General features: G+C 43.8%; 16 protein-coding genes. 6 read left to right on the forward strand and 10 right to left on the reverse strand.

The window, feature by feature from the left end; translation table 11 throughout:
- Entirely contained in the window at positions 1-216 is a 216-nt protein-coding gene (locus tag RXX31_RS02555) for a hypothetical protein (protein ID WP_317587520.1), read from the reverse strand.
- A gap of 188 nt (positions 217-404) precedes the next feature.
- Between RXX31_RS02555 and RXX31_RS02560 the strand changes: the two genes are divergently transcribed.
- Positions 405-773 carry a DUF3693 domain-containing protein gene (locus RXX31_RS02560; protein ID WP_317587521.1) on the forward strand — a complete coding sequence of 123 codons (369 nt, stop codon included), beginning with the start codon at positions 405-407 and terminating at the stop codon, positions 771-773.
- Between the two features lie 259 nt (positions 774-1032).
- On the opposite strand, the gene yciH is transcribed toward RXX31_RS02560, so the two are convergent.
- The 4 genes from yciH to RXX31_RS02580 form a co-directional block, all read right to left on the reverse strand.
- Positions 1033-1344 (reverse strand): stress response translation initiation inhibitor YciH, encoded by a 312-nt coding sequence (gene yciH / locus RXX31_RS02565; RefSeq protein WP_317587522.1) that lies wholly within the window; start codon positions 1342-1344, stop codon positions 1033-1035.
- Between the two features lie 4 nt (positions 1345-1348).
- Positions 1349-1729 carry a DUF3319 domain-containing protein gene (locus RXX31_RS02570; protein ID WP_317587523.1) on the reverse strand — a complete coding sequence of 127 codons (381 nt, stop codon included), beginning with the start codon at positions 1727-1729 and terminating at the stop codon, positions 1349-1351.
- Positions 1730-1842: 113 nt separating this feature from the next.
- Positions 1843-2832, reverse strand: coding sequence for a D-alanine--D-alanine ligase (locus RXX31_RS02575; RefSeq protein ID WP_317587524.1), 990 nt, complete (start codon positions 2830-2832; stop codon positions 1843-1845).
- Positions 2833-2982: 150 nt separating this feature from the next.
- Positions 2983-3552, reverse strand: a complete 570-nt coding sequence (locus RXX31_RS02580) for an SPOR domain-containing protein (RefSeq protein WP_317587878.1) — start codon at positions 3550-3552, stop codon at positions 2983-2985.
- Between the two features lie 243 nt (positions 3553-3795).
- Here RXX31_RS02580 and RXX31_RS02585 point away from each other — a divergent pair, with 243 nt between their 5' ends.
- Positions 3796-6429, forward strand: a complete 2634-nt coding sequence (locus RXX31_RS02585; RefSeq protein ID WP_317587525.1) for a bifunctional acetate--CoA ligase family protein/GNAT family N-acetyltransferase — start codon at positions 3796-3798, stop codon at positions 6427-6429.
- Positions 6430-6746: 317 nt separating this feature from the next.
- Here the strand turns inward: RXX31_RS02585 and RXX31_RS02590 are convergent, their stop codons facing one another.
- Both RXX31_RS02590 and galE read right to left on the reverse strand, forming a co-directional pair.
- Complete coding sequence (locus RXX31_RS02590) at positions 6747-7634, reverse strand: LysR substrate-binding domain-containing protein (protein ID WP_317587526.1); 888 nt, start codon at positions 7632-7634, stop codon at positions 6747-6749.
- A gap of 587 nt (positions 7635-8221) precedes the next feature.
- On the reverse strand, positions 8222-9241 hold the full coding sequence (galE, locus tag RXX31_RS02595; protein WP_317587527.1) for a UDP-glucose 4-epimerase GalE: 1020 nt from the start codon (positions 9239-9241) through the stop codon (positions 8222-8224).
- Positions 9242-9855: 614 nt separating this feature from the next.
- Between galE and RXX31_RS02600 the strand changes: the two genes are divergently transcribed.
- The 3 genes from RXX31_RS02600 to RXX31_RS02610 are packed head-to-tail and all read left to right on the forward strand — an operon-like array spanning position 9856 to position 12226.
- Positions 9856-10611 carry a 5-oxoprolinase subunit PxpA gene (locus tag RXX31_RS02600; protein WP_317587528.1) on the forward strand — a complete coding sequence of 252 codons (756 nt, stop codon included), beginning with the start codon at positions 9856-9858 and terminating at the stop codon, positions 10609-10611.
- Positions 10611-11294, forward strand: a complete 684-nt coding sequence (locus RXX31_RS02605) for an allophanate hydrolase subunit 1 (protein WP_317587529.1) — start codon at positions 10611-10613, stop codon at positions 11292-11294. The genes RXX31_RS02600 and RXX31_RS02605 overlap by 1 nt, the downstream gene beginning before the upstream one ends.
- The gene (locus RXX31_RS02610) at positions 11291-12226 is read left to right on the forward strand and encodes a biotin-dependent carboxyltransferase family protein (RefSeq protein ID WP_317587530.1); all 936 of its coding nucleotides are present in this window, start codon (positions 11291-11293) and stop codon (positions 12224-12226) included. Before RXX31_RS02605 ends, RXX31_RS02610 begins: the two co-directional genes overlap by 4 nt.
- A 48-nt stretch (positions 12227-12274) precedes the next feature.
- Here the strand turns inward: RXX31_RS02610 and RXX31_RS02615 are convergent, their stop codons facing one another.
- The 3 genes from RXX31_RS02615 to RXX31_RS02625 form a co-directional block, all read right to left on the reverse strand.
- The gene (locus tag RXX31_RS02615) at positions 12275-13708 is read right to left on the reverse strand and encodes an FAD-dependent oxidoreductase (protein ID WP_317587531.1); all 1434 of its coding nucleotides are present in this window, start codon (positions 13706-13708) and stop codon (positions 12275-12277) included.
- A 343-nt stretch (positions 13709-14051) separates the two neighbouring features.
- Positions 14052-16508 (reverse strand): ABC transporter permease, encoded by a 2457-nt coding sequence (locus tag RXX31_RS02620; protein WP_317587532.1) that lies wholly within the window; start codon positions 16506-16508, stop codon positions 14052-14054.
- Positions 16508-17200, reverse strand: coding sequence for an ABC transporter ATP-binding protein (locus tag RXX31_RS02625; RefSeq protein WP_317587533.1), 693 nt, complete (start codon positions 17198-17200; stop codon positions 16508-16510). Before RXX31_RS02625 ends, RXX31_RS02620 begins: the two co-directional genes overlap by 1 nt.
- Between RXX31_RS02625 and RXX31_RS02630 the strand changes: the two genes are divergently transcribed.
- Positions 17199-17801: an arylesterase gene (locus RXX31_RS02630; RefSeq protein ID WP_317587534.1), complete on the forward strand. Its 603-nt coding sequence runs from the start codon at positions 17199-17201 to the stop codon at positions 17799-17801. The genes RXX31_RS02625 and RXX31_RS02630 overlap by 2 nt on opposite strands.
- Positions 17802-17884 lie beyond the last annotated feature (83 nt).

Here is a 17884-nt window from a genome sequence, read left to right on the forward strand (position 1 = left end):
TTATGCCTCGCTCAACTCAAAAAGTGCAGAATCAGAAAAACCATGAAGAACATGATTTTTGTCTGCATCGACAATTTCTTGTGCTTGGGAGTCACAAGATGAGCAGCCGCAGAACTGGCCGCCACAGGAGCACAGTTCATCTTCGTTATGACGAGCATCGGAATAGATTGATACTTTGAGACAGTCCTGACAAAGCACAAACTTAGAACGAGACATAACAACCACCTTGACGAGTTCAATTGATAGAATGACCGCCAAAGCCAAGACGTACGCGTCAAGGGCAAACGCCCCAAGCTGAGACGGTCAAAATTCGATTTATCGGAACTATAATTGCGATAAATCGAATCTACAAGATGCGAAAAATCGAACTTTTAGGGCTAGAATGGAAAAAAAAGGAGGTGCTCATGTACGCCAATGAACTATTAAATGCCTACAAAAAGGCTCATAACTACGTACAAGACAAGCAGATTGCCCACGATTTGAATTTGCAGCCGAACAAGATAAGCAAAATAAGAAAAGGCATTCGCTATGTGTCTGATGAGGAAGCAATTTTTCTAGCGAACGGTGCAGGAATTGACCCTGAACTTGCTTTGTTAGGTTGTCACGCTGATCGCAATGAAAATCCAGCTATAAAAAGCATGTGGGAAAGCATTGCAAAAAAGTATAACGGGCTTGGATTATCAGGGATATCAATGGCTGCGGCTGGTTTGGCGGTGGTGATTTCGAGTCCGGTGAGATTCTCGATTCAGTGCGCATTATATGTGTTATGTTAAATACAATTTGGTGCTCCTTGAAATCTTATCCTTTAAGCCTCCTATCCCTCTCAGATTTTAAATTTGTGCTTATCAGAACGTATGCTTTTAGAGCTTGATTAAACATAATGGCTATTTACCATAAAATAGCTAATATCGATCTATCAATCTGCGATTGCTCAATCTTCAATTAGCCGTTAATAAGGCTTCCGATTATTCGGTGAGAAAGTCAGAGTTAAAAAAAAGCGTCTGCATCGACGCTTTTATTCAATCTGTATTGTTAGCCGCCAGCTAGCTTAACGGTCATGCCTTTCTTTTCCAGGTGGGCTTTGATCTTATCTCTAGCGTCACCTTGAATTTCAATGTTGCCGTCTTTAACTGAGCCACCACAACCACAAACTTTCTTGAGTTCTGCGGCGAGCAGTTTTAATGGCGCGTCATCGAGATCCAATCCAGTAACGATACAAACACCTTTGCCTTTACGGCCTTTGGTTTGACGTTGAATTCGTACAATACCGTCGCCTTTAGGACGAGCAACTTTCTCTTCTTCCGGTTTAATTCGGCCGGTTTCCGTTGAATATACTAAGGACATACTGTTATTTCTTATGTTGTTGGGTTTGCAACGCTTTCTGTTTCGCGACTAAATAAGATTCGATATGGCGCTGAATTGCCACTTTGCCACCTTTAATCAGTTTACCATTAAACATGCAGTACCATGCGTTTGGTTCACCTGTGTCATTTTTTAAAGTATAGCCGTTAAACGTATCTGATTGTGCTCCTGCCGTGCTTTGTCTCTCCGCGGCAAGAGCAGAAAATTCTTTCGGATCGATAATCGATGCGGTATCACACCACCAATCAATACTCTTTTTAACTGCGGTTAGACTGCCTTGTAAAACGTGGCTTTTGATCTTTACCTTCCAAACTTTCCGATCCAAGCTCGATTTTAAGTTAAAGCCTCTATATGTCGTAACTGCCATACCAATGACCCATCTGTTTCGTGCGTTGCTAAATCATCGTTCTCAGCGAGCACCACTTAATTAGGTGCTCTACAAAAATATTTCTAACATACTCTGTTGTTAAGTAACATTATTTACATTGAGTTATTAATGCAGTCTTCAAGAAACTCATGAAATTTATGACCGTTGTTTTGAAGCATTTTCGGGAACATTGAGATTGGCGTCATACCCGGGAACGTATTCACTTCGTTTAGGTAAATCTCACCGTCATCGGTCAGGAAGAAATCGATACGAGATAAATGACGAAGGTTCATCTGTTTAAATACGGTCTCAGATTCTTGCCTGATTGTTTCGATCTGTTCTGCTGTCAGATTCTTAGCTTCAATTTCAGTTAGCGAATGACTAGCGCTACTGTACTTTTCATCGTAGGAATAAAACGTGCCATCAGGTGCAATAACCTCGCCTGGCTTAGTAACATAGAGCTCACCGTTCATTTCATAAGCGGCAACTTCTAACTCTCTAGGCTTAACCGACTTTTCTACGAGCACTTGGTCCGAAAAGCCGAAAGCGGCGTTAACCGCATCAGCAAGAGCATTTCTATCCGTGACACTGTAACAGCCTACTGAAGAACCTTGTCTTGCGGCTTTAACAAACACTTTCCCCCACTTATCAAACGCTTGCTGTGCTTGAATGTGAGCCTGCTCATTATTTTTAGTCAGGAATAGGTATGGTGTATTTGGTATACCTAGCGCATCGTACCAAAGCTTTGATGTGATTTTGTTGAAACTGTTACTGCTCGCTTCTGGTCCGCAGCCGAGGTAAGGAATACCTGAAATTTCAAACAAGGATTGAATGTCGCCTGTTTCGCCAGGAAAGCCATGAATGCATGGTACGATGAAGTCGATTTCTTGATTAGAGTCGTTAGAACACAAGCATTTGGTATTGAGATCTAAGTAAACCAGTTCGCCTTGATCGGTCATCCAACCTTCGTTTTTGATTTCTACGCGAGTAACTTTGACGTTCTCAATAAGATTCAGTTGTTGCTCAACAAAATTCGCTGACAGCAAGGAAATCTCGTGCTCTGAAGAACCACCACCGCATAATAGAAGAATATTTTTAATCATGAATCAATCTTTCCGTGACCTACAAAAGATATTTGCTTTTATGATAACCCTTTGAGAAGTGACGTACAGTTATTTTACTGTGAGGCGTTTCGTTCGGGTACGATTTAAACAAAATAAAAAGGGAGCGATATGCTCCCTACTTTAGCTTGATCAATTGAGCTTGTTAAGCGTCGGATAAGCTGAGTTTTTAATCGTATCGATGCTTTTAACAAATGGCTTTAACTGACGGAATTCAGCTGGTAGCGATGAAATCGCCTGCTGAGCTTCGGCACTTGTAGCGTAATCACCGTATAAAATGGAATACCATTTGGTGCCATTAACTACTTTGTAGTTCTCCCAGATTGGTTGTTCACTTTGCGGTAATTTATTCACAAACTGAGCAACTTTGCCTTCACTGCCGACTGCAGCAATTTGAATTGTGTATCCGAAGCGCTGAATTGTCGATTGCTTATTGCTTGGAGGCAAGATCTTAACCGGTTTTATCTGATCATTTGGTGTCAGCTTTACAACCTTTTTCTCTTGAGTTTGAGGCGTCATTTTAACCACTGTTGGTGTTACGTCTTTCTCAACGACTGCATTTTCAGATGCCATAATTGGCTTTGATATCGTATCTGATGAATAGTCTTCTCGGTAACTCTCGGAGGTAACATCTGTCGTGTAATTTTCAGATGCACAAGCGGAAAGAAGAAGGGTTAAGCCGATGATTGCGGTCTTTTTCATGAATAACAAACGCTCTGAACAAATATTACGATAAATCATGCCGATAGGCGCCTCGATTATCAAGCATCAAATACAATAATCTGCCTATTTGATGTGATGAATGACACAAACTCTACATGCTTGGTACAGAATTTCTGCGATGTTTATCTTTCGTATGTTTTCTCCAAGACGTATTCGTTTATGATTGTTGTTATCCATACAGTAACGCTCGACGCAATATCGCGTTAAAGGCAAGGAATCTGCATGAATAAACTACATAAGCTTTTTAAACCTGATTCAGTTGCGGTAGTTGGCGCATCACCGAGAGAATTGCGCGCTGGGCACGTGGTTATGCGCAACCTCCTCCAAAGTGGCTTTGGTGGCGCAATTATGCCAGTGACGCCAAAGCACAAAAGTGTCTTAGGCGTTATCGCTTACCCAGACATCGCTTCCCTACCCTTAACCCCTGATATCGCGATCCTATGTACAAATGCTTCTCGTAACGAAAGCCTTTTAAAAGAGTTAGATGAACGCGGAACTCAATTTGCAATCGTGATTTCCGACGACGCGCAAATCATCGATGTGTCTGCAATGAATATCCGGGTATTAGGCTCGAACAGCCTCGGCATTATTCTCCCTTGGCACAACTTCAACTGTACGTTTTCTCCCGTCGCCGCCAAACCCGGTAAGATCGCCTTCATCTCTCAGTCTGCTGCCGTTTGTACTACCGTTTTAGACTGGGCGAACGATAAAAATATCGGCTTTTCTTCGTTTATCTCGATTGGGCGGGGTCAAGACATTGATTTCGCTGATCTGCTTGACCATTTGAGTATGGACGGACATACCGAAGCTATCCTTCTCTACGTTGACTCTATACGTGATGCTCGCCGATTCTTGTCAGCGGCTCGGGCGGCTTCACGAAATCGCCGTATTCTGGTGCTAAAAGCAGGACGCTCGAAAGAGATGAATACGCTTGAGCAGCAAGATGGTGACACTTTAGACATTATTTATGATTCTGCAATACGCAGAACGGGTATGTTGAGGGTGAGTAATACTCACGAGTTATTTGCCGCAGTAGAAACCTTAACGCACTCTGTCCCCCTGCGTGGAGAACGTCTGGCGATAATCACAAATGGTGGTGGGCCTTCTGTAATGGCCGTGGATACGCTTTTCGAACGAGGCGGCAATTTAGCGACGCTTGATGAAACCTCAACCGAGCAATTGAGAGCCGTTTTACCACCGAACTGGAGAGAGACCAACCCTATTGACCTTTCTGGTGATGCGACCAAAAAACGCTATGTCGATACGGTCAATGCGTTAATGAATAACGATTGTGCGGATGCGATTTTGATCATGCACAGTCCGTCTGCGGTCTCCGACCCTCTGGATACGGCATATGATGTCATTGAGGCGATCAAGTCCCATCCGAGGCATAAGCACTTTAACATCCTGACTAACTGGTCGGGCGAACAAACCTCCCGTGAGGCTCGTCTTGCTTTTACTCAGGCAGGGATACCGACTTATCGGACACCTGAAAGTGCAGTCGTAGCGTACATGCACCTTGTGGAATACAGAAGAAACCAAAAGCAGCTGATGGAAACGCCAACAACGGCAGAACCGTTACACTCGGGAAGCATCAACTCTGCGATGGAATGGGTAAATGAACGATTGCTGGATAAAAACACAGTAGCGTTAGATACACACCAAACTAGCCCACTTTTTAAACTGTTTGGCTTCAATGTACTGCCGACCTGGATCGCATCTGATGCGATAGAAGCGGTACATATGGCGGAAAATATAGGTTATCCGGTGGCGGTGAAGCTTCGTTCTCCAGATATCCCACACAAGTCAGACGTTCACGGTGTTGCACTCAACCTAAGAAACAGCAATGAAGTCGCGAGTGCATCAAATTCTATCTTAGATGCTGTAAAACTCAGTTACCCATCTGCCAATGTCCATGGCCTTTTAGTGCAAGGTATGGCTAAACTTGGCAGTGCTGAAGAAATACGAATCAGTATTGCTGTCGACAAAGTATTCGGCCCCGTGATTCTGCTTGGTCAGGGCGGTTCTGAGTGGAACATTGCACAAGATGCCGTGGCTGCGTTACCTCCATTAAACATGACTCTAGCGCGTTATTTAGTCGTGGTTGCTTTAAAGTCAGGTAAGATCCGCTTGCAAAAGCATAAAGATGCTTTCGATATTACTGAACTATCAAAATTCTTGGTTCGTATTTCCCAGATGGCGGTTGAGTTACCAGAAATACATAGACTGGACATCCATCCAGTGCTTGTGTCTGGAAACGATTTAACAATCATTGATGCGGATTTGACGCTAACAAGATATGAAGGCGATGCTCAAACGCGTCTTGCTATCCGCCCTTTCCCGGCAGAGTTTGTTGAAACGGTCACTCTGCGTGATGGTCAACCTGTTTTGCTTCGTCCTATCTTGCCTGAAGATGAGCCGCTACATGCGCAATTCATCAATAGTGTATCCAGAGAAGACCTCTACAAGCGATTTTTCTCCGAAGTTGGTGAGTTTAACCACGAGGCGTTGGCTAACTTTACTCAAATCGATTACGACAGAGAAATGGCGTTTGTTGCGGTCGCATTTGATAAGAACGGTCCGTCAATTATCGGGGTCGCACGTGCATTGATCACGCCCGATAATAGCGACGCTGAGTTTGCTATTCTGATCCGCTCCGATCTAAAAGGAAAAGGGCTTGGAAAAGTGCTGATGAAAAAAATTATTAGCTATTGCCAAGTCAAAGGTACTAAGCAAATATCAGGGATGACGATGCCGACTAATCGAGGAATGCTGATGTTAGCACAAAGCCTTGGATTTGATATTGATGTTCAGTTTGAGGATGGTATAGCGGATATGGTATTACCCTTAAGCTAGTAAGAAAGCCCAGTCGTGTACTAATGCCATTCGTTTAACAGCGAATGGTATGTTTAAGTCTCCCGTCTTCCTGAACAGCGACGAAGGAGCGTGATTCAGGATCTAAATTCCGCGCACTTTATGACCAAAGTTATTTCATTAGCTGTTCAGTGCGCTGCTATTAGATTCCTAGTCTCGCTAGGGCTCGCTGGAATGACTCGGATAAGATCATTTAACGATTGGCATTGAGTCGTATACGGCCTCTATGTTAATTAGAGCCGTTCCAGCTGGGCTTTATTCATTGAGGGAATGTAAATTAAGCAATAAACGTGACAGTGTTACTTTAACGCCCAATTCTTCTTTAAATATTGAATACACCAGGATTTAGCCTCTCCCATTGTATTTCGACGCCACGCCAGGATGACATCCATGGGTAATGGCTCAGTACCTTCGATCAGCTTAAGCTCGCCACTATCAATCAGTGGTTGAGCGATTTGGCTTGGTAGTGTTCCGATTCCTAAGCCTGCTCTGAGTGCATCTACCTTCGCTGTGAAATTGGTGACCGTCAGTCTTGGTTGCTTCTGTATAATATTCATCGAGAGTGCCGGTTGCTCTCGAGCAGTGTCTGCGATCGCAATAATACGGTACTTTTCTCTCGCTGCTTCATTAAAATCACCACTGCGTTTGTGTACATAGTGATTTGCAGCCGCGACCCAGAGCATGGTCATCTTACCAATTTTCTCTGATTTAACTTCCTGCGGCAGTGTGTCCAGTGATGGGCAAATCAGTAGATCGGAGCGACCTGTATTAAGTGACTCCCAACCTCCTGCCAGAATCTCCTCTTGTAACCGGACGCGAGTAGAGCTGACTTCAGAAAGCGCATTCACCATCGGAAAAAAGTTAGAAACGGGAATAATCCCGTCGAATGCCACGGTGATATCTAATTCCCATCCATTCGCTAATACCGTCGCATCGTTTACTAACTTCTCACTGGCTTTTAATATCTCTCGACCGCGTTCAAGTATGAGTTTACCGGCTTCGGTAAAGTGAGCTTTATGGCCGGAACGGTCGAAAATAATGATATCCAGATCTTGCTCAAGTTTTTGAATTTGGTAGCTAAGTGACGAAGGCGCCCTGTCTAATTCATTGGCTGCTGCAGCAAAGCTGCCTCTTCGGTCTATCGCATCCAGTATATGGAGTGCTTCTAAAGTGATCGGACTGTGCACATTCACTTCCCTTATATGACAAAAATCACATTAATAGTGTCTATACAGACAGTTAAGAAATCAAGAAACGACAATATAACACATTGATTAACAATGACGAGAAATGCTTATTTTGCAATGAGGCTGAGTGTACAACCATCGGGAAGATCGTTTTAGTTTCTGTTAAATCGTCAGATATGAAAGGTAACTTGTGGTAGAGGACTTGGTAGATGAGCGGTTCCAGGGATAACATTTATTAAAATGAATTATTTTCGGCTAGATACAACAAAGCCAGCATTAAGCTGGCTTTTTACAAAGTTTTCATTTCTAAAAGGTAAAGAAAAGTATGTAAAATAAAAACTTACTGTTGTGCCATCTCTTTTTTAACCATCACAGCTGCTGCTACGATGAAAGCGATGATTAGACCGAGTTCCATGAACTACTACCCCAGTGATTATGAGAAATTAAAGACTAAGCCTTGAAATCGCGCATAGTTTAACACGTCTAGGATTCGTTGCTACCTTTTAACCTCAAATTTACGATTTTTAAGATTAAGATCAAAAAAGGCGCAGAAATGCGCCTTTTTTGTTGTTAGATTGTTAAATTCATTAATTCAAGTCAGGGTAACCTTGTGGGTTGTTAGATTGCCATCTCCACGTATCACTTGTCATCTCTTCAAGCGTTCGAGACGCTTTCCAGCCTAATTCAGTGGCCGCTTTACAAGGATCCGCCCAACATTCCGCAATATCACCAGGTCGACGATCAACTAATTTGTATGGTACTTCTTTTCCACTTGCAACTTGGAAAGCTTCAACCATTTCAAGAACACTGTAACCCTTGCCTGTTCCTAAATTATAAGTGTGTAATCCTGCTTTATGACCGACTTTGTCTAACGCCGCTACATGTCCATCAGATAAGTCCATAACATGAATGTAGTCACGCACACCAGTACCATCCGGAGTTGGGTAGTCGTTACCAAATACAGAAAGGAACTCACGGCGGCCAACTGCTACTTGTGAGATAAATGGCATCAGGTTGTTTGGAATGCCCTGAGGGTCTTCGCCAAGTTCTCCAGTCGGATGAGAACCAACAGGATTGAAATAACGAAGAAGAGTGATGCTCCAATCTGGGTTCGCTTTTTGAAAGTCGGTCAGACACTCTTCGACCATCAATTTACTGCGCCCATATGGGTTTGTTGCACTTGTTGGAAAATCTTCGGTAATTGGCACTGATGCAGGATCACCATAGACCGTCGCTGAAGAGCTAAATACTAGCGATTTAACGCCGGTTTCTCGCATAGCATCAACTAACACCAGTGTACCGTTTACGTTATTGTCATAATATTCTAACGGCTTAGCGACAGATTCTCCCACGGCTTTTAGGCCTGCAAAATGAATCACCGCTTCAATTTCATTGCTGGTAAGCGCGTCTATTAACGCCGCTTTATCGCGAATATCGGCTTGAATAAATTTCGGGCTTACGCCACACACTTTCTCAATTCGATGCAATACGGCAGATTTACTGTTATACAGATTGTCTAAAATTACTGGTGTCATACCAGCTTCAATCATTTGGATACAAGTGTGGCTTCCGATATAGCCCATACCGCCTGTAACAAGTACTTTCATTTTATGTTCCTTCTGACGCGAATCAGGATAGTCTATAGCTTTAACGCATTAATTTAAATAGTCCCCAACAACTCATATCCCATTAAATTTCCGGTCCTTTTTCGGCTTTTTTAGCTTACTGCATGGCTGTATCAGCACTTTTCGTTTGTCTACTTAAGATGACTCGCCAGTGTTATTAACCTAGGTCCCATTCATTGCTTTGGATCCATCTAAGAAAAATACATCAAGCGCCTTTTTGACGCCGACTGAACTTCGTACCATTTCTCCTAGATTAGCGTTGAATTTAGTACGACTGGCTAGCCCAGTTAGTGGTTCATGGTGAGTGAGGTATTTAACAAGCTCAGACAGAATTAAACTAAACTTTTTCTTGTCGTTTACATTAAGCACATCTTTAATTTAACGTGAAGCGTTGCTTGGTAAGTCCATCGCAAACGGCGTTAAAAATAGACTTAATTGAATGAATTACGTGAAAATTCTAATCAATTCAAATAATCTAAACCGTCATTTATGTAACGACACTAGCCTGGTTTAAATGTTGAAATAATGAACTGAATCACTGAAGCCGGGCTCTTCTTCCTGCATCGTCAGTTTATGACTTGGGTAAAATTGAACGTATGACATTGAATAAACAACAACTCACATTAAATTGCGACATGGGCGAGAGCTTTGGTTCTTGGATAATGGGTGCCGACGAGGAGGTAATGCCTCATGTTGATATGGCCAATATTGCCTGTGGATTTCATGCATCCGATCCGAACGTGATGCATGACACGATCACTCTCGCCAACATGAATGATGTAGAAATTGGTGCCCACCCTGGCTATCCGGATATACAGGGATTTGGCCGACGTTCACTGAGTATGACCGCTGATGAGATCACTAACATGGTTGTTTATCAGGTCGGGGCATTACAAGCGCTTTGCCGAGCCCAGCATTCCGATATCGGCTATATCAAACCTCACGGCGCGTTATACAACGACATGATGAAAAACGATGGGATCTTTAGAGCCGTTGTGAAAGCCGCTGCACTTTTTAAAGTGCCGTTGATGATTCTCGCATCACAAGAGAATGAAAAATATTTAGAAATTGCCGATGATTTTGATGTTCCTCTCCTATTCGAAGCATTTGCAGATAGGCTGTATCAAGATGACGGTATGCTCACGCCAAGAACGCAACCTAATGCGGTGTTAAAAACAGAACACGCAATTCTGGAGCAAGTGCGTATGCTGGGTGAGTCTGGTCGTGTAAAAACCGCATCGGGCAATTATATCCTTCTTGAAGCAGACACCATTTGTGTGCACGGGGATAACGAAGAGTCCATTGCTTTGATAAAGAAAATACGTCAGAGCCTCTATGCTGGAGGGAGTTAATGCAACAAAAAATGTTTCGTATTTCGGCAGTCTCAGAGTGCAGTATCCTTATAAAATTCGAGGATAGTGTTCTTGAGGATTACATCGGAGAACTGTCACGCCAAATAAGAGAGCAACTGGCAAGTGTTACCATGAATGTTGTTCCTTCCTATAGAACCATACTAATCGACTACTTGCCCTTTCGCGTCGATGAAAACGCTCTGATCGAAACAGTAAACCGGATTATTCGTCAGTTCGATCCTAAAGAGTATGACCGTCGGCAACCAAACGATATTTCTATCCCGGTTTATTACTCAGAAGAAACCGCATTAGATCTAGGTCGATTCAACGATGGTGGGTTGTCTTTGCAAGACGTGATCGATTTGCATACTCAAACTCACTACAGCGTTTCAGCTATCGGGTTTGCACCAGGTTTTGCATTTCTTTCCGATGTTTGTAACAAGCTCATCATGCCAAGACTTACCACCCCAAGAACTCTCGTACCTGCAGGTAGCGTAGGCATTGCAGACAGTAAAACCGCCGTTTATCCATCAGAGAGTCCGGGAGGATGGAATATCATTGGCCGAAGCCCTATTGCTTTGTTTTCTGATACACCGCCTTTTATCCCGTTTGATGTTGGTGACAGGGTGACGTTTTTTGCTATAAATAAACAAGAGTTTATCGAGTTAGGAGGCATTTTATGAGTGCTGCTGGATTATTGGTTGAAAAACCAGGGCCTCAGTCTCTGATTCAAGACTTTGGTCGCTTTGGTTTGGCGCATATAGGTATTACTCAAGGTGGTCCTGTCGACGATTATGCTTATAGCTGGGCGAACTACCTACTCGGAAACCCGGTAAACTGCTCCACAATCGAAATAACATTAGGCAATGCCACTTTTGTCGCGTTACATAACTGCCATCTCGCTATCTGTGGAGGTGACTTAAATGCGAAAGTTGACGGCGAACCCATTTCGAATTGGTCTGACTTTATTCTCAAAACAGGACAAAAGCTGCATTTCGGCATGCCTAAAAACGGATTGCGTGCTTACCTCGCAGTAAAAGGTGGATTCAATATTGCTGAGCATCTTGGTAGTTCATCAACGGTGCCTAGAGAGTCACTAGGGGGATTGGACGCTCAAGGTAGTGCGTTAAAATCGGGAAATGTATTACCCTTTACCTCACATCGATTACCACAGCATAAACCGCGACAAATGACCTTTCGTTTTAAGCCAGATTATAACTTGCCGGTTGAGTTGCGAGTAATAGAAAGCTACCAAAGCAATGACTTCGACAATGAGGCTTTAAATACGTTTTACTCAAGTGAGTTTACGATTTCACCAGATTCTAATCGCATGGGATATCGTCTCCAGGGCAATGCGATAGAACCACCTTACGGTGGAATACTTTCAGAAGGCATCGCGCTTGGCGCAATTCAGGTTCCTAATGATGGCAACCCGATCGTCCTGTTCAATGATCATCAGACAATCGGCGGTTATCCTAAACTCGGGTGTGTCGCAAGAATAGATCTACCAAGACTCGCGCAAGCAAAACCAGGCCAAAAGGTGAGTTTCGTCAAAGGCGATAGATTGAAGTTGCAGGACTTGTGGTGTCAATGGGCTCAGTTTTTCGGTTACTAAACCCAATGATCAGCAAGGAAAAAAGCGAACAGCACTAAATTTAAACCGTTACATTCCGTAACGTTCAGCCAGAGACTTAGGATAATCTCGTTCTTGGGTCAGCTGTATTGCATATTGCTCGACTTCTTGCTCACTCCAATGTACCGCGACTGGATGTTGTGACTCGACATCTTGTTGCGGTTCAATATCAAACCAATGCTGCAGTATCTTTTGTGCTGCTAATAAGGTAGAAGACGCTTTTACGATTTCAACACGCGCGTAGTTATTTTGCTCAAAAGTGACATCGGCCGCCCTTAATACTGGGTCGCTACCTGGGATTTGTTGCGCACCAAATAACGCTTTACCACCTTTAACTGCCGAGTGGTATGACGGGATAAATTGAGCCATATGCTGAATGGCATTGTTAGTTCTCGCCTCAAGTGCTTTCTCTTGCCAACCCTGACGAATTTTAGACAGGAGAAGACTTGGAAGTTCAGGTTGAGCTGAGATACTGGTACTTGCGACCAACCCGTCATCAAACAACGTAATCCCCTTCGTCATGCCGTGCAGTTGGAAATACCCATCGCCATAGGGCGTCAACTGTGCCATTCCTTTATCAGTACCGCGGGGACCATGAAAAATAACTTCTGGCCATTGCTGATGACACGCTTGCCATTGTGTAATGTACGCAGCTTTAAACTCAACCAGTCGGTCACGCTTCGCTCCGACCGCATTGTCGACGGAACCGGTTTCAAACCCACACGCGTTGACCAGATAGTCGCAGTTTAACTCATGGTTCGAGCCGTTGTGTTGATAGCTCAACTGCCAGTGATCTCTCGCCCACTCAGCTTGTTTAAGCTCAGCTTGAGTGATCACCTGAGCATTAGGTAGCTGTTCTAAAGTTAGGGATGCTATAGCAGCAAGCCGGAAAACGCTCCAGCCATATTCTTGAACCGAGACAACCGGGTATTTCAATGATTCTAAGTCTGCGTGCTGAGCAAACGGTATAGTCCAGTCATCGAAGGTGACCGGATTGGCTGGCTGAGTGCGCTTTGAAAGCTCGATTAACTCTTCCTTCGAATACAATTTGTAGTATTCGTCTGGCTCGCCAAGCACCCGGTTACGCTCATCCTTATCCACTAATGTTTGGTAAGCGTTCTTAATTACCTCAAGACGAGGGATGAGCGTCGAAGGATCACCACCATCAGAATGTGGTACAGCAATAATGGTTGGACGAATATTCAGCGAAAGTGGATACAGGCGAACGGTATCAATCGATTGAGATAGCAAGTCTAAACACTGTTGCTCAGAGATCTCTCGATACAAGTTACCGCCCGCATGCAAATGACAGATTGGTGGTCCATTGACTAAGGACACCCCCTTTTCAATCACGGATACTTTAAACCCTAGCTCTGCAAAATGAATGGCTGCTGTGGCTCCGGCTACCCCGCCACCAACGACAACGATGTGTTTTTCTTTATAACTTGGAAACTCAGACTTCATTGCTTCACTGAATACTTTATAAGGGAAATTCTTTACTAGTGGTTAATTCTACTCGTCTTTTAGCATGATTAAAATCACAAAAAGTTCATGGGTTTGCATAGGCCTCAAAACCTGTTTTTAAAACGAAAAAAAAGTGCAAAAAAGTACTTGACTGCGTTCTTTGTAAAAGCAATTTTTTAGCCGGTGTGAATAAGATATTTACCACAACACCCACGGCGCAAAGCCTGTCGAAATACCCTACTTTTTGCACTCTTCAGTTATCCCAAAAGTTATCCACTGTTTTTGTGGATAACTACAATAAAACTGTCATGGATGAGTTATCACTGTATTAGAGATTGAACAATTAAGTGTTTATTGGCGTTAGCAATCTTTTCAGTAAGCTCATGACAACCAATGCTAACGTCACGAAGGTCGCAAGCGGTAAAGCTATCCACAGTTCAGGGTGTATCTGGGTATTAAGTTCAAGTCCATACGTCATCACTGCGGCAACACAAAGCTCTGCCGCGAAGACAGCCACACTACTTGCGATTAACGCCATTATCCCATATTCAGCCCACAACGTGGTACTGATGCGTTTTTTGCTCGATCCTAACGTTCTATACAGACGAATTTCCTGCTGACGCTGTGATAAACTCAAACGCAACAAGGTAAAGATCAATAGCAGACCCGCTACGACGCCCAGTAAGGCCAGTATCGTAATCGCAGATACGATTTGCTGGATCAATGCTTGAATCTTTTCCCCCATCGTACGGATATCCAACACCGATACCGTAGGATGTGAACGGGACATCGATGTTAACAGCTCTTGCTTCTCTTCAGTAATTCGATAGCTGATGAGGTATGAACCAGGCATACTTTCCATCACATCGGAAGAGAATATGAAGAAAAAGTTAGGCTTCATATCTCTCCATTCGACATGACGTATCGTATCTACAGTAACATCAAAATTCTGGCTGTTGATAACAAAGCGTAATTTGTCGCCTAATTCAATGCCAAGCTCATTTGCTACCCCAGCTTCTACTGAAACGCTCTCCTTGTTCGTCCATTTCCCTGCAGTTACTTCATTGTATTCTGGCAGGCTATCTCCCCAAGTCAGGTTGAGTTCGCGCCTGATCGCACCAGGCTCTTCTTCCTCATACTCACGATCTTTGACATTTTGGCCGTTAATTTCGGCTAAACGTCCTCGGATAACAGGAAAGGCTTGTGACCGCGTAACGCCATTTTTATCTAGCGTTTCCAAATACGTTGGGAGTTCATATTCAGCGATGTTTAAAGCAAACACATTGGGTGCATCAGCGGGAAGCGTTCTTTCCCAGTCCGCCAAGATATCGCTGCGAACCAACCAGATGATAGATAACAGCATCAGCGATAACGCCAGCGCACCAAACTGTAGCCCACTGGTAACTGGTGTTCGGTTGATTCGGCTCAGAGCTAGTTTCATTGCTGGTCGTGTTGAAAACCTTGCAAACAACTTAGTCAGCGAAACACTCACCAAAGCGAGAACGATAAACAGTGCCGCAATACCGATGAGAACGATCCACACCAATGTGTTGTTTGCGTACAATGCTAATAAAGGGATAACCGGCACTAATACTAACAGCATCGTTTTCCAGGAGCGCTGTGCTTTACCTTGCTGAAGCACCTCTAAAGCGGGTGTTCTAATTAGTCCTAACAGCGGAATCCCCAGTGCTGGTACAGTGATCAGTACTGCTGATATGAAAGCAACCAGAAATGGTGTGACGCCGTAACTAGGTAGTGGATCGGGTAGCAAATCTTTCAATGGAATACGTAACAGGTACTCCAGTCCGCTTCCCAATAAAAGACCGACAACACTGGCACTAACCAGTAAAATAGCTACTTGAATCAATAGCCATTTTTCGATCCAACGTCGGCTAGCGCCAAGACTCTTTAACATAGCGATGGTTTGCGTCCGGCTATTTACGTAGTTCTGGCAGGTAAGCACCAATGTGGTGGCAGCCATGATGATCACAATCGCGACAGTAAGTGATAAATACTGCGTTGTTCTCTCGAATATTTCGTTACTGCGGTTGGAGCTGTCCTGAGTTCGCCATCGATCACTTGGTGATAATTCAGTGGTGTTTTGTAGTTTTTTGAGTGTGCTATCGTCCGCTTTAATAAACAGACGATATTGTACTCGACTACCGACTTGTATCGCGCCCGTTTTCGCGACATCACGTTGATGGATGTACGCGGAAGGCATTTGCTGAAATGGATTAAAACTTAAACCTGGCTCCATCAAAACAGCGCCTGAAACGGTAAATTCCGCATCACCAATAGTGACACTGTCACCCTTTACGACATTCAACTGGGCCATGATGCGTTCATCAAGCCAGAGCTCTCCCGCTTTTAAACGTCCTGAAGGGTTGTTATCTAGAACTAAGTCACCCATTAATGGATATTGCTCATCGACCGCACGTACGGATATCAATTGCATGCCGTTATCACTAAACGCCATGGTTGGAAACCGTGTCATTTGTGACGTTTCGAGCGTTTCAGTCGAGCTTAAAATCGACTCTGTGAGAGGATTGGCAGACACAAATACCGCATCGGCGGTTAACGCATCTTTCCCCTGTTTGACTATAACCTGCTCCATCCTTGAGGCCAAAGCAGAAAGAGCAAAGATACTGGCAATAACAAGAACAAGTGCCACGCTTATAGGCCAAAGACTGCCTTGTTTTATTTCCCCTAAACTCCAACGAATTAAACTTTTGGTTGAAGAGTGTTTCTGTGTGACGTTCTGCTCTGTTGAGCTTTGGTCGCTTGAAGATACTGCAGACATTATACTGCCTCCTTAAGCTCACCCGCCTCCATGCGATAAATACGATCACATCGATCGGCTAAATGACTATCGTGCGTCACCAAGATAAGCGTGGTGCCATGCTGTTCGTTGAGATCAAATAACAGCTCAATCACTTTGTCGGCCGTCTGGTGATCAAGGTTGCCTGTAGGCTCATCCGCAAACAGGAGCTCCGGCTGCGTCATAAATGCACGAGCAAGCGCAACGCGCTGCTGCTCACCGCCAGAAAGCTGACTAGGTAAATGGTCAAGACGTTTCTCTAATCCAACCGCTTTGAGTAGTTCTGACGCTCTAGACTCATCTTCTGCATCACCACGAAGTAAACATGGCAGAGTCACGTTATGCAGCGCTGTCAGACTAGGGATCAATAAGAAACTCTGAAAAACAAAGCCTAACGAATCAGCCCGAATTTTTGCGCGCGCTTCATCGTCTAGCTTGGAAAGTTCGTTTCCCAGCAGAGTAATTTCTCCGGATGTTGGCGTATCCAGACCGGCTAACAATGTCATTAGCGTTGATTTACCTGCACCTGAGGTTCCGACGATCGCTATTTTTTCCCCTTTTCTGATGTCAATATTTACATTTTTAAGGATTGTTAATCGTTCGTTATTAGTAGAGACTTGTTTAGAAACTAAATTCGCTTGAACAATAGGTGCTTTGAGTACAGGTGTTTGCATGATTCGATTACTTTCCTTAGTTCTCTTTTTCTGTTTTTCCGTTACGGCCTTGGCGAACGAAAAACTGCTTGTTTTGGGTGACAGCCTGAGTGCTGGTTACAATATGCCGATTGAGAAAAGTTGGCCTAGCTTACTCCCTGACGTTTTGTTAGAACATGGCCAAAATGTAACAGTTATTAATGGCAGCATTTCTGGCGATACCACAGGTAACGGCCTGGCCCGCTTGCCGCAACTTCTGGAACAACATTCCCCCTCCATCGTATTAATCGAATTGGGTGCTAATGATGGCCTTCGTGGCTTCCCTCCTAATCTTATTACGTCAAATCTTTCCAAAATGATTACTATGATCAAAGATTTTGGAGCGGAAGTCGTCATGATGCAAATCCGTGTACCGCCTAACTATGGTCAACGATACAGTGACATGTTTTACGATATTTATCCAAAATTGGCGGAACACCAGCAAGTTCGGTTAATGCCATTTTTTCTTGAGCACGTAGTGACAAAGCCGGATTGGATGATGGACGATGGTTTGCACCCAAAACCCGAGGCTCAGCCGTGGATCGCTGATTTTGTAGCTCAAGAATTGATTAAACATCTCTAGGATTTGTTTATCTTTCGCGGTGAATTTTCGCTCGAAAGGTCAACATACCCTACTTTTAATGGTCTAGCTCAATAAGTGTTATT

It is taken from the genome of Vibrio sp. EA2, from assembly GCF_033042495.1.
In the GTDB taxonomy this organism is placed as follows: domain Bacteria; phylum Pseudomonadota; class Gammaproteobacteria; order Enterobacterales; family Vibrionaceae; genus Vibrio.